This window comes from Chitinophagales bacterium, assembly GCA_020636535.1.
Classification (GTDB): domain Bacteria; phylum Bacteroidota; class Bacteroidia; order Chitinophagales; family JADIYW01; genus JADJSS01.
The window spans coordinates 16,225-30,212 of sequence record JACJXT010000013.1; the positions used below are offsets into that span (position 1 = coordinate 16,225).

Below are 13,988 nucleotides of genomic sequence, written 5' to 3' on the forward strand. Positions count from 1 at the left end.
AAACTTATGAACTATTAACAAACATATCTGCAAAGTTGAAAGTAAGTGCTTCGTAATCCCGCACTACGCTTATACTTTACCGTTGCCTGTAATGTTGCCAAAAAAACGCATAAAGACTATATGAAAAATTTGAAACTAATAATTCTTATTATTTGCTGTGCAATCACAAATTGGACATTCGGACAAAATGAAACTTACATTTTAGCATTATCCAAAGCCGAAAAACAACTAATAGTTTACGATTATAAAACACTCGATTCCATAACAAATATTTATGTTGGCGATGACCCACACGAAATCGTAACTGATTCTTTGGACAACTTCGCTTATATATCTAAACCTTTAATGAAAAACAACGGACACGAAATTGCAGTTGTTAACCTCAAAACTTTGGAAGCTGAAAAAACAATAGATACAAAACCTTTTTTTATTCCACACGGTTTAGTTTACCAAAACGGAAAACTATGGATTACAGCTCAAGGCTCAAAAGTGGTAGGACTTTATGACATTGAAAATGATGTTTTTGAGCAAGTTTTTGGAACAGGACAAGATTTCACACATCTGATTAATGTTTCTGCAAACGGCAAAACATTTTACACAACCAATGTAGAATCGGGAACTGTAAGCATTTACGAAGAAAAAGAAATCCCACCCTATATGCCGCCAACAGGAGTTTTACCTCCCAACGCAAAGCCAAGAACAGAATGGCGACAAACTTTAATTGATGTTGGTTTGGGTGCAGAAGGTTTTGATATTTCCTCGGAAAAAAATGAACTATGGACAGCAAGACCTGACGGATATGTGGTTGTGGTCGATTTAGAAAACAAAGAAGTAAAAGCAAAAATTAATACAAAAGTTCAAGGTTTGCACCGACTGAAAATAACTCCAGATGGAAAAACTGTGTGCATTGTAAGTGTAAAAACGGGCGATTTATTGTATTATGATATAGAAACACAAAAATTAGAAAAGAAAGTGAAAATAGGACGAGGAGCAGGAATTTTCATGGATAAAGAAAGTAATCGAATGTTCATTTCGTGTACTCCTGACAACTACATTTCGGTAATTGATTTGAATACAAGAAAGGAAATGAAGCAAATTGAAATAGGAAGACCTGACGGAGTTTTGTCAGTAACAGTAAAATGATAAATAAAAAAACACTACAGGCAACAATGGTGACCGTTGCACAACTGGGTAAAAAATGCTAAAAACTATAAGTATACAGTATTACATATACTTATTTATGTAAATTATATTTTGGCTTTGATATTTTTATGTGGTAATTTTAGTAGCTTACTGCTACACAAATGTTAAAGATTAAGCTTTTTATGGTGTTTTTTAGTGTTTTTTGACTTATTTCCATTGCTTTTATGGCTGTTTTTCTGGTTTGGGTAATAAACTTTAAGTACTTCTGTAAGTTGTAAGTCATGGCGGCTAGTAGTACATGTTTGTTGGCTAATGCTATGCCTCGTGTATTGACTCGCTTCATGTTTCTAAAGTTTATCAGCGTACCTAATACTGGTTCTACTGTGCTGCTTCGCTTGCTTACCATGCGTTTGGCATAGCTTGCATTTTTGGTAAGTCGTTCGTGCATTCTGTCGTAGTAAGGTTTGTCTATGCTGTCTTCTATCTTTTTAAACTTGGTTACTTTGCCACAACAGTTTGCTCTTAATGGACAATCTTTACAATCGCTCTCGCTACTTCTATATTGTTTTTTTTCATATCCTTTGCTGTCTGTCTTAATGCCTTTGTATCTTAATATCGCTTGGTTACCTTGTGTACATTCATACTGGTTATCTTTTTCATTATATTTAAAGCCAGCTCTTTCTGATTTGTATTGTCCAAAGTTGGGAATATATGCTGTTATGTTTTGTTGTTCTAAATACTTCAATGCTTTACCACTGCTATATCCAGCATCGGCTATTACTTCTGCTATCGTAATATGGTTTTGATGTAAATTTGTTTGTGTTTGATTAACTATTTGCTCTAAGCAATCACTATCTTTTTTGTTGGCATAATCTGCTAATGCTCCTATTATTACATGGTTTTTGTCGTCTACACTTACTTGTGCTAAGTAGTTTAATTGTCGTGGTTTGCCGGGTTTGGTTGATATTCTTGCTTGGTTATCGGTAGTACTATAATGTGTATGATTGCTCACAAATTTTGGGCGTATGGGTTTGCCTTGTTCATCTAATCTTTTTGGATTAACCACATGCCCTGGCATCTTTTTATACGCTTCTGTTTTCCATCTGTGATGTTGCTCTACTTGTTGTTTTACGCTTTGACTTACCTTAAACTCGCTGTTTTCATTAAACGCGTTAGCATAGTTTGATACATCTTCTAACACTTCTTTTTCTACCAAGCTATCCATACTTGCATTGGCTTTTACAAAAGCACTATCTATACATTGGCGTTTACCTGCTACCATTTGTTTTGAGATACACAACTGTAATATTTGTTGAAACATACTTATAAATATCTCGCTACCATACAATGCTCTAGTTCTTGATAGTGTTGAATGACATGGCAATTGTTCATCTAAATCGTAACCTATAAACAAACGGATAGCTAAACTGTCAGCACAAAAACTTAGTAACTGTCTATCGGAGTTAATATTATTGAGATAACCTACTATCATGATTTTAAAAAATACTACTGGATCTATACTTGGATTACCTTCTGTGCCATAGTATGGTGCCGTTGCTTGGTAGAGCCAATGTAAATCTAATGCACTATTGAGCTGGCGATAGTAGTTGTTTTCTGGCACTAAGCTTTGAAGTGATGCACTTACAAATAGTTTAGCTTGAAATTGTTTACGACCTTGCATGTACAAGAATACAAATAATATACAATATAAAATATTTTTACTATAAACATTTGTTTATATCAAAAACTAATTATACCTTAGTTATGCAACAAACACAATGTATAAACGCAATAGCGGGTTAAGTACTAAATTCAGCGTTAATCCATTTATTGAAACTTAGTTCCAAATTGAACATTTAGGATTCGATTTCCGCTACTGCATTTATACTTTCCCGTTATGGGCAATTTACGCAAGGAAATAGATAACGGTAAGTTTAAGTATATCATTAGAGAATCAAGACCTGAAGATTTTGAGCAAATTTTTGAGATTTGGATTAAACATCAAATATTTGACCATAAACTAATCCCAAAAAGCAAAGATTTTTTCTATAAGGCATTTATCAATCAAGATGATAATTTTAAATATTTTGTAGCAATTAACAATACAGAATATATCGGATTTCAATCTTTAACTTCATTCCGAGAGAAGAATTTTTTCAAAAGCTATTACGCTGAAAGTTCCACTTATGTTAAATCCTCATTTATGAACAGTTCTGCTGGACAAGACTTAGTCAAATATGCAATGGAACACGCCAGAGATTCTGATATAAAATACATATATGGCTGGATAAATAATGACGCTCAAAAATTAATACACCTTGCCACTAAATTAAACTGGAATGTCATAGGTGATATCCCGAGTTCAAATAAAGGTAATGGGGAAACAGAAAAAAAATTACTTGTTTATAAAGTTCCTAAAACTATAAAATGATTAAAATTATAAGCATCATCACTGTGATAATGAGTTGGAGTATAAAAGTAATTGGATTCCCACATCAAATCAGGAAAATTATCACCACTAAAACAGCAGTTCCTTATCACCAATTTTGATAGGGTTATCTTTTATTTCATTTGTTCTGTGGGTTATCTACGGACTCTTAAAAGAGGATTACACAATTGTTTTTGCACAAGGAATTGGTGTTATAGTTGGAGGAATTACATTGTTTTATATGTGGAAATACAGAAAATAATAGTAACTTTATCCCTAACAGCAAATGACAAAAAATAAATGTTAAAAAAAGTTTTCATTGACACTTCTGTTTTTGGAGGTTACTTTGATAAAGAGTTTTCGGAAGACACAATACCTTTCTTTAATGAAATAAAGAAACTTAATACTGAAATTATTGTTTCTGAACCTCTTGAACTTGAAATATACCGTGCACCTAGTTTTATTGTAGATTTTTATGAGTCATTAAAAAATATTATTAAAGTTGAATTGTCTACAGAAGCAGAAAATTTAGCATTGAAATATATTGAGGAGAAAGTTGTCGGTAAAACGAGTTTAGCAGACTGTCAACATATTGCAATAGCTACTATTTACAATGTTGATGTATTAGCAAGTTGGAACTTTAAACACATTGTGAATCTTCAAAGAATTAGAGGATATAACTCTATAAACTTAAGAGAAGGGTACAACACTTTAGAAATCAGAACACCAAAAGAAATATTTGATTATGGAAACGATAATAGTTAAACCAAATTTAGTTAAAATGATGAGAGATATTCGTGACCAATTTAGTCTGGATATTTTGGATATGTCTTTAGAAGAACAAAGAGCATATATCAAAAAACAGATTGAAGAGTTGAAAAAGAAACGAATAAAAGTCCATAACAAAAAATAAACGCAATAACGGGCAAGTGCCAGCTTGCTCGCTTTGTGTTTTAATATAATTTGCAGTATCTTGCAAGTACAAGGCAAGTAAATCGCTACCTGCGTTTATTAAAGCCCTTATCAATAGTCTATTTTATAAATTTAAATATATGCCCTCTTATTTTTGCAATAATTATTTTTAGAGGTTGTTGACTATGCACCAATAAGTTTATCCATATCTTGAAGATCAATATCAGGTAATTTTGAAAGTTCTTCAATATTATTTGAAGATATGTAATCAACATCTATAGGAACTCCTACTCTTGATACTTGGACTCCTTTAAATGTTTTATTACACCATATTAATAAATACCCTATTCTTTCATCAAAAGATTAATATAAAAGAACATATTTATACTCAAGCATTCCTTCCTTATCAAAAGGAGAAGGAATATTTTTTTCACCATTTAAAACTCCAAAAAAAGGAATGATTCGTGAGACACGAACCATGGCATAAATGAGAAAAATATTCATAACAGCTCTGTTGTTCTGCAAATAAATTTAAAAAAAATTTTTATATAGTGCGAGCGGAAACTCTCGACAACACAATAATTTTAGTACATCATACTCCATTCTGAACCTGCTTGCAGTAGGCAGGTTTATTTCAGAATCTTTTATTTATGTTGAGCGGAAACTCTCGAGTACAAGTAAAGAAGCATGAACTTATCCATTAAACATTCTTGTATCAAATGAAAAAGGAATAACTTTAGTAAGCTTTATTTTCTTAAATTGCTTATGATGTGGATTGATTAGATAATTGTAATCTCCTTGTACAACTGCTGAAGGTACTTTCAAAATACAAAATGCTAAATCATCTATAAATTTATCACCTATTTTTTGAGTACTAATATTTGGTGGATGATTGTTCCAATCTGTAGGCATCTTTTTTATTGGTAATGTTTTTATCAATATATCATTTGGAATTTCAATTTCAATCATAACGAAATCTTTTGGTAGTGTTGCAAGTGTTAAATGTACAGCAACTTCTGCCATTGCCAATGCTCTACTCTCTGAAGTGTAAATAATTTCGATTCCTTTTGAGTTCCATCTGTTACCAAATTTAGCAGCACCTTTTCCGTTTAACTCATTTGCGTATTTTTTCTTTGATAATCTAAATACTTTCATTAGGCAAAGATTCCGTATTCAATTCTATTTAATTCTGCCATTACTAACTCTTTTCCATAAGAATCTTTTAATAATTCAGCAGGTTTTAAATTTCCTAAAGCGAAAGATGGTGTATTTAACCACAAATAAAACTGCTCTATTGAATCAAATACAGTTTTGCCAAAATTGGTAACTTCTGCTAATTCTATTATTTTTTCTGTATGTATTGGTTTAAATAAGAAATTAGTTTCGTTTTTGTGTCTTTGTAATGTTTTTTTGGATATGTTTAGATATGTTGCCCAATCATCTTCAGAAAAAGGCGTAATTTCCATTATTTGACTAAATAATTTATAAGGCAGACCATTTCTTATTGCTTTGATGATAAGCATTTTGTTATCTAAAAATTCTGAATATGTAATATCTTTTATTTTGTTTACAAGCTCATCAGACTTATTAATTTTTTGAATATATACACCTATTGATTTATTTATAGCTGTTAAATTTTTATTGATTTTTTCTCGTTCTGCAATCATATCCAAGACATTTGTCTGTAAATATAAGACATTTGTCTGTAAATTCAAAATTTACTTGTATTATTTTGTGAAAGTATAGCAAGGAAATGCTTGGCAATGTAAAGTTAGCAAGTTATAAACTTGCTTTATTTATACACTCACGTTACACTACGCTAAATTTGAGTGAGCTTATTGAGAAAAAATTGTTCGTGAGACACGAACCATGGCATAAGTTCTGTAATACAAACAACTAATCTTCAAAATAATCATTATTATTTTCTTTTTCAATCACTTCGGATTTGATATAACTTTTAACTACTTCATTCTGATCAACTATTTCACCATCAAATTCATCTACTTTAAAATTCCAATCTACTGTTCTGTTATAGTATTTGTCAATTTCAATAATTGGAAAAACTTTTGGAATCTCTGTAATCCAAAAATTACCTTGTCCACCAGAATAAGATCCTACTGGTTTAAAATATGCATTATAAAGTCTTTCATCAACAATTTCATAATAAAAAGTTTTCAGTTCTAAAATATCCCAAGCAAAAGGATTTATTATATTCAATATAAGTAATCCATATACTACTACTGAGTTTAATATTGCTAAAGTACGAAGCACAAAAGATAACCACATTTCTTTTATCTTAAATTTAAATATGATTACTAAACTTATAGATACTAGAATAATAGAAAAGATTACATCAGTCCAATAACCAACTAATGATATATCTGTAAACAATACTACTAATAAGTAGAAAGTAGTAAATATTGGCAGTATCAACTGTATTTTAATCTTCATTTATTAGTATTCATAAATTATATGAGGAAACAATAAAATTACATTACAAATGTACACATTGTTTTCTATAACAATTGTTTTTTCCAAATGGAGATTGGTGTTGGTGTAGCATTAAATCCTTCGAAATAATTGGCGATGCTTTTTTTAGTGCTTCCACAAAAATTAAATATTTTTCCTTTTACTATGCTTTGTTGTATGAGTGTCCACAATAAAAAAGTTTTAGCACCACTGTTTTTAAATTCATCGTTATAACCACCTAATATGTAATAAGTTGTAGTAGCATCTTTTAACAATAAAACGGAAGCATGTATTTGATGATTTTGATCTTTACAGTTCCAAATTTCTCCTCGTTGTGTTGTTCTTGTCCAACTAACTAGTTGATTAAATTGTTCTGCATCAACATCTAATGTAGTGTTCTGTCTGCTAAAAGTTTGCTTGATTACATCGAAAGCAGTATTGACATTTTGTGCTGCTTCTATTACTAAGTTATTATTAATTGCTTTTTTTATATTTCGTTGATGGTTTTTTCTTATACTATATAATTCAATATTTTTATTAATAATATAAGTACAATAATTTTCTTGTTTATACGCTAGTGCATTTAAGTCGACTAAATGATATTGTGGTAATAGTTTAAAATAGCTTTTTACTGTTTTAGGCAATTGTGCAAATAACTGATTGATGATTGCTGTTTCTTCATTAACATCGTACAATAAAAATGATTGATAGAAACTGAGTAATGGCAAATATATTCTTTTGGTTAATAGGTTTCCTTTAATAGCATAAGGTAAGACTGCTTTTAATTGACTGTTTTCTTCTACTAATACAACTTCCCAATCTTCTGCTACGATGTTTAAAAAATCTGGCAATAAAAAAATAGGTGTATTATTATAAATACTACTATTATTTAAGTACTCAATATATTTTTCTTTATTAGTCAATAATTGGTTTTAGAGATTTTATACCTACATTCCAAAAAAAGAAACTCCAAATATCTACTTGTTCTTCTATAATTTTTGAAGTTGGTTTACCTGCACCATGTCCAGCATTTACACCAATTCTTATTAATACTGGATTTGGTGTATATTTTTTCGTAGCAACATTATCATTACAAGCTTGTAACTGTGCTGCAAATTTAAAGCTGTGTGCTGGTACTACTCTATCGTCATGATCGGCAGTGGTAACCAAAGTTGCTGGATATTTTGTATTTGGTTTTAAGTTATGATATGGCGAATATCCTTTTAAATATTCAAACATTTCTTTAGATTGTTCTGAACTTCCGTACTCTGGTACCCAACCCCAACCTATTGTAAATTGATGATATTTTAGCATATCCATTACGCCAACTGCTGGAAATGCTACTTTGAATAGCTCTGGTCTTTGTGTCATACAAGCACCAACTAGTAATCCGCCATTAGAGCCACCAGCAATTCCTAAATATTGCGAACTAGTATATCTGTTTTTAATTAAATATTCTGCTGCTGCAATAAAATCATCGAATACAGTTTGCTTTTTCATCAACATACCTGCTTGATGCCATTCTTCGCCATACTCGCCTCCTCCTCTTAAATTTGGCATTGCAAATACGCCACCATTTTCTAGCAATAAAAATCTTGATGAACTAAAACCTGGTGTCATACTAATATTAAATCCACCATAAGCATATAAATAAGTTGGATTTTTCTTATTGAGTGCTAATCCTTTTTTGTGTACAATAAACATAGACACTTTGGTTCCGTCGTGCGATTTATACCATTCTTGTTTTACTTCATAATCGTTTGGATTAAAAGTCAATTCTGGTTTAAAGAACAAATCAGAATAACCAGTTGATGTATTAATAGTAAATATAGATTTTGGATATATAAATGAAGTAAAGCTATAGAAAATTGTTTTATCTGTTTTTTTACTTGCAAATAACTCTGTAGTGCCAATAGTTGGTAATGCAATGGCTTGTTTGTTCTTTCCATCTAAATCGAAACTATACAACTGATTGCTAGCATTTTCTAAGTATTGTGCATAATATTTTCCGTTGGCAATAACTACTTTTTCTAGCAGTCCTGTTTTACTTTCGGCAATAATATCTTTCCAACTTTTAGGATTATTGTTGTTTGGATCAACGCTTATCAGTCTGTATTTAGGTGCATCAATATCAGTAAAAACAATAAATTTGCCATTTTGTACATCAATAACTCTACTCTTATTATCAAAACCTGTAAATAATGGTTTAAAGTTCCAACCTTCTTCAGTTGTTTTTTTATAATAAGTTTCAAATCCATTTGTTCCAGAAGATTTATACAATATTAAATACTGCTCATCTTCGGTTACTTCTAATGAATGAAACAACAATGGATTATCATCTTTATGTACCAATACATCATTGTCTTGCGAATCGCCTAGCTGATGATAGTACACGCTATGATTTTCGTTGGCAGCAGACAACTCTTTTCCTGCTTCTGGTTTTGGATAACGAGAATAAAAGAAACCGTTTTTGTACCACGCTGCATCTGAAAATTTCACCCATTCTAATTTATCGTTTAATGGTTTTTTAGTAGCAATATCATAAACAATGATGTTAGACCAATCGCTACCAGCTTTATGCACTACGATAGCAATGTACTGATTATTTGATGAAGCACCAGACAACTCAAAAGTGGTTAGTCCGTTTGGATCTTCTTTTTCTGGATCGATGAACACTTCTGGCGTAGCATTAAGTCCGTTTTGTATATAAATTGTAGCTTGATTTTTAAGCCCTTCTTGCTTAGAAAAGAAAAAATAATTGCCCACTTTTTGTGGTGATGACAACTTGGTATAGTTGTACATTTCTTTATACCTTTCTTTGAGTTGATTACGATAAGGAATGCTTTCTAAATATTGTGTAGTGACTTTATTTTCTGCTTCTACCCATGCTTTTGTTGCTGGAGCATTGTCGTCTTCTAACCATTGGTAATTGTCGATTATTGTAGTACCGAAATAAACATCTTCGTGTGGAATTTTTTCTGTATTTGGATATTGTATTGGTACAAATACTGATTTTTTCTTAGCAAATAAATTCATTGCAATTATTAAAAATGATAATAATACATATTTATTCATTTTAGTTATATATTTTAATTATAGATTCCATAAGTTTCTCGTCCTTCGAAATTACGGAATGACGATTTAAACTAATACTTATATTTTAAGGTTGTTTAATTTTTTCTTCTATTACAAAGCTTGATGGAAAATATGGTTTTACTTGTTTTAAAAAGTTTTGTGCTTCTTTAGTTGTAGCAAAAGTACCTGCTCTTAATTTAAAGTTTGGTGATTGGTAGCTCATGAAAGTTTCTATACCAGGAAATCTAGCAGAGAATTCTTTTTTTGCATTAAATACTTCGTCTCTGTTAGTTGCTTGAAAAACATGTACTCTAATTAATTTTTCTGCTACTGTTTTTTTATAGCGATAAAATTTTTCTAGTACATCTACTCTTGGATCTTTAAATATAATAATATTATTGTCATACATATTATTTACTAAAGTATCGTTTTGTGCTTGTACTTTTATAGTAATGAGCGTAATTACAATTAATAAAAATAAGTTTCTCATATATTATACATTTTTACCATGACAATGTTTGTATTTCTTACCACTTCCACATGGACACAAATCGTTTCTTCCAACTTTTGCTTCTGCTCTTACTACTGTTTGCTGTTTTTCATGTTGTGTATTGGTATCTGCACCTTCGTTAGTATTACCTAATTCTCCGCCTCTACTTTCGTTAGTTTTTTCTTTCACTCTTCTTTTTTGATGTTCTTTTACTTCATCAGAACTTTGTACATCTATATGTCCTTTTAGCAAGAAAGCAGTTACATCTTTATTGACTTCGCTCAACATCTTTTTGAACAATTCAAATGCTTCTAATTTATAGATTACTAATGGATCTTTTTGTTCGTGAACTGCCATTTGAACAGACTGTTTTAAGTCGTCCATTTGTCTTAGATGATCTTTCCAATGATGATCCATGAACGCCAAAATAATATTTTGCTCAAAAGTTTTAATGACTTCTTTGCCTCCACTTTGATAACATTTTTCTAGTGGTGCAATAATGTTGATGTTCTTTTTATTATCGGTAAACGGAATTACAATTCGTTTAAACTCTTTGCCTCTGTTTTCGTAAACATCTTTAATAACTGGATAAGCTTTATTGATGATTCTTTCAGATTTTTGATTGTAAGCTTCCATTACTTCGGTATATAATTTACCTGTTAACTCTTGAACATTTTTAGTTTTTAAATGCTCTTGATTGATAATAGATTCTATACCAAAATTTTGAATAGTATTTAAATTAAACTGTTCTATATTTTGTGTATTTTTTGCTTGGATACAAATTTCCTCACATAAATCGTAGAACATATTGATTAAATCGAATGTAATTCTTTCACCATCTAATGCATGTTGTCTTCTTTTATAGATTACTTCTCTTTGTGCATTCATTACATCATCATACTCTAGTAATCGCTTACGAATACCAAAGTTGTTTTCTTCTACTTTTTTCTGAGCTCTTTCTACTGAGTTAGAAATCCACTTGTGCTGAATTACATCACCTTCTTTGAAACCCATTCTATCCATCATGCTTGCTAGTTTTTCGTTAGCAAACAAACGCATTAAATCGTCTTCTAAAGAAATATAAAAAATAGAAGAACCTGGATCACCTTGACGACCAGCACGACCACGCAACTGTCTATCAACTCTACGAGAATCGTGTCTTTCTGAACCAATAATTGCCAAACCACCACTTTCTTTAACACCAGCACTTAATTTAATATCGGTACCTCTACCAGCCATATTGGTAGCAATAGTTACCTGACCAGCTTTACCAGCTTCTGCAACTATATCTGCTTCTCGTTGATGCTGTTTTGCATTTAATACATTGTGTTTAATGCCTTTTTTATTTAACAAATCGCTCAGTTTTTCAGATACTTCTACATTGGTTGTACCAACAAGAATTGGTCTGCCTTGATTTTGATAATCTATGATTTTAGCAATAATTGCTTCGTATTTTTCTTTTTTAGTTTTGTAAATTAAATCGTCAATGTCATCTCTAGCAATTGGTTTATTAGTTGGAATAACCACTGTATCTAACTTATAGATTTCCCAAAACTCAGTTGCTTCAGTTTCGGCAGTACCTGTCATACCTGACAATTTGTGATACATTCTAAAGAAATTTTGTAGTGTAACCGTAGCAAAAGTTTGAGTTGCTGCTTCTACTTTTACATTTTCTTTAGCTTCTATTGCTTGGTGCAAACCATCGGAATATCTACGACCATCCATGATACGACCTGTTTGCTCATCTACAATTTTCACTTTATCTTCAATCACTACATACTCTATATCTTTTTCGAACAAACAATATGCTTTTAATAACTGATTTAAAGTATGTACTCTTTCTCCTCTTAAAGAAAAATCGCTCATGGCTTCGTTTTTCTTTTCTAGTTTTTGAGTTTCGTCTAATGATTTATCGTTATCAATTTCTGCCAAAATAGCACCTATGTCTGGCATAACAAATAAATCGTGTTCCTCTCCTGTATTAGTAATTAAGTCTAAACCTTTTTCTGTAAGATTAATTTGGTTGTTTTTTTCATCGATTACAAAGTACAATTCTTGATCTACCAAATGCATATGCTTTTCTTGCTCTGCCATGTATTTGTTTTCTGTCTTAAGCAAGATTTGTTTGATACCTGTTTCGCTTAAATATTTAATTAAAGCACCTGTTTTAGGTAAACCTCTGTGAGCTCTAAGCAAAGCCATTCCGCCTTCGCCTTCACTAGTTCCTGTTTTTCCTTCTGCTATTAGCTTTTTAGCATCTGCCAAGAACTGTGTACATACTTTTCGTTGTGCATTAACTATTCTTTCAATTCTTGGTTTTAATTGATAGTACATCTGCTCATCGCCTTTTGGAACTGGTCCTGAAATAATTAATGGTGTTCTTGCATCATCAATTAATACAGAATCGACCTCATCTATCATTGCAAAATGTAGTTTTCGTTGTACCTGTTCGTCTGCATCTCTTACCATATTATCTCTTAGATAATCGAAACCAAACTCATTGTTTGTTCCATAAGTAATATCTGCTAAGTATGCTTTTTTTCTACCTTCAGAATGTGGTTCGTGCTTGTCGATACAATCTACTGTAATGCCTAAGAAATTAAACAAAGGTGCATTCCACTCGCTATCTCTTTTTGCCAAATAGTCGTTTACCGTAACCAAATGTACACCACAACTGGCTAGTGCATTTAAGTATGCTGGCAAAGTAGAAACGAGTGTTTTACCTTCACCTGTTGCCATTTCGGCAATTTTTCCTTGATGTAAAATAATACCACCAATTAATTGTACATCGTAATGCAACATATTCCACTGAATTTCATTTCCAGCAGCCAACCATTTGTTAGCATAATGTACTTTATCTCCATTTATAGTAATGTGTGGATGTTTTACAGATAAATCTCTATCTAGTTGAGTAGCCGTAGCTGTAAGCCCGTTGCTATCGCAAAATCTCCTAGAAGTTTCTTTAACCACAGCAAAAGCTTCTGGCAAAATTTCTATTAATATTTCTTCTAGTGCTTCGTCTCTATCTTTTTTGAGTTGATCAATCTTATGAAAGATTTGGTCTTTCTCTTCTAATTCTGTTTCTGGATTTTCGGCTTGCTCTGACAAAGATTTAATTTGTGCATCGTGTTCTGACACATAATGCATAATTCTATTTCTAAACTCTTGTGTTTTTCCTCTTAACTCATCATTAGAAATATTCGTTAATTGTTCAAATTGACTGTTAATTTGGTCTACTAATGGTAAAACTGCTTTGATGTCTCTTGATGATTTGCTTCCAAAAATCTTTGAAATGCCTTTGCTTAGTATATCTAACATAAAAATGTTGCTTTAATTGTTTTTTGCAAATTTACGATTTCTTATTTTATTGAATTAATAATAAAACTAATTTTAGTTAAGCTGTGCAAAAAATATGCCCAAGACAAAATGACTGGTTGTTTAAATGAAAATGTGATTCGTGAAATAGACTGT

13 protein-coding genes are annotated in these 13,988 nt (G+C 31.2%); 5 read left to right on the forward strand and 8 right to left on the reverse strand.

Annotated features, from left to right (window positions below; all coding sequences use genetic code 11):
• Positions 1-45 precede the first annotated feature (45 nt).
• A complete protein-coding gene (locus H6553_12225; protein MCB9034597.1) occupies positions 46-1,143 on the forward strand; it encodes a YncE family protein in 1,098 nt (365 codons plus the stop codon).
• A 139-nt stretch (positions 1,144-1,282) separates the two neighbouring features.
• Here H6553_12225 and H6553_12230 read toward each other — a convergent pair whose 3' ends face one another.
• The gene (locus H6553_12230) at positions 1,283-2,824 is read right to left on the reverse strand and encodes an IS1182 family transposase (GenBank protein MCB9034598.1); all 1,542 of its coding nucleotides are present in this window, start codon (positions 2,822-2,824) and stop codon (positions 1,283-1,285) included.
• A 216-nt stretch (positions 2,825-3,040) separates the two neighbouring features.
• On the opposite strand from H6553_12230, the gene H6553_12235 reads away from it, so the two are divergent.
• The 4 genes from H6553_12235 to H6553_12250 all read left to right on the forward strand — a co-directional run bounded on the left by H6553_12235 (position 3,041) and on the right by H6553_12250 (position 4,484).
• Positions 3,041-3,574: a GNAT family N-acetyltransferase gene (locus H6553_12235; GenBank protein ID MCB9034599.1), complete on the forward strand. Its 534-nt coding sequence runs from the start codon at positions 3,041-3,043 to the stop codon at positions 3,572-3,574.
• 115 nt (positions 3,575-3,689) lie between these two features.
• On the forward strand, positions 3,690-3,833 hold the full coding sequence (locus H6553_12240) for a hypothetical protein (GenBank protein ID MCB9034600.1): 144 nt from the start codon (positions 3,690-3,692) through the stop codon (positions 3,831-3,833).
• A 38-nt stretch (positions 3,834-3,871) separates the two neighbouring features.
• Entirely contained in the window at positions 3,872-4,336 is a 465-nt protein-coding gene (locus H6553_12245) for a PIN domain-containing protein (GenBank protein ID MCB9034601.1), read from the forward strand.
• Entirely contained in the window at positions 4,317-4,484 is a 168-nt protein-coding gene (locus H6553_12250) for a hypothetical protein (GenBank protein MCB9034602.1), read from the forward strand. The genes H6553_12245 and H6553_12250 overlap by 20 nt, the downstream gene beginning before the upstream one ends.
• 692 nt (positions 4,485-5,176) lie before the next feature.
• On the opposite strand, the gene H6553_12255 is transcribed toward H6553_12250, so the two are convergent.
• The 7 genes from H6553_12255 to secA all read right to left on the reverse strand — a co-directional run bounded on the left by H6553_12255 (position 5,177) and on the right by secA (position 13,835).
• Positions 5,177-5,638, reverse strand: coding sequence for an RES family NAD+ phosphorylase (locus H6553_12255; protein ID MCB9034603.1), 462 nt, complete (start codon positions 5,636-5,638; stop codon positions 5,177-5,179).
• A complete protein-coding gene (locus H6553_12260; GenBank protein MCB9034604.1) occupies positions 5,638-6,150 on the reverse strand; it encodes a DUF2384 domain-containing protein in 513 nt (170 codons plus the stop codon). The genes H6553_12255 and H6553_12260 overlap by 1 nt, the downstream gene beginning before the upstream one ends.
• 229 nt (positions 6,151-6,379) lie before the next feature.
• On the reverse strand, positions 6,380-6,934 hold the full coding sequence (locus H6553_12265; GenBank protein ID MCB9034605.1) for a hypothetical protein: 555 nt from the start codon (positions 6,932-6,934) through the stop codon (positions 6,380-6,382).
• A gap of 65 nt (positions 6,935-6,999) precedes the next feature.
• Positions 7,000-7,875, reverse strand: coding sequence for a GNAT family N-acetyltransferase (locus tag H6553_12270; protein MCB9034606.1), 876 nt, complete (start codon positions 7,873-7,875; stop codon positions 7,000-7,002).
• Entirely contained in the window at positions 7,868-10,027 is a 2,160-nt protein-coding gene (locus H6553_12275) for a S9 family peptidase (protein MCB9034607.1), read from the reverse strand. Before H6553_12275 ends, H6553_12270 begins: the two co-directional genes overlap by 8 nt.
• Before the next feature lie 85 nt (positions 10,028-10,112).
• Positions 10,113-10,517, reverse strand: coding sequence for a hypothetical protein (locus H6553_12280; GenBank protein MCB9034608.1), 405 nt, complete (start codon positions 10,515-10,517; stop codon positions 10,113-10,115).
• A 3-nt stretch (positions 10,518-10,520) separates the two neighbouring features.
• Positions 10,521-13,835, reverse strand: coding sequence for a preprotein translocase subunit SecA (secA, locus tag H6553_12285; protein MCB9034609.1), 3,315 nt, complete (start codon positions 13,833-13,835; stop codon positions 10,521-10,523).
• Between the last annotated feature and the right edge of the window lie 153 nt (positions 13,836-13,988).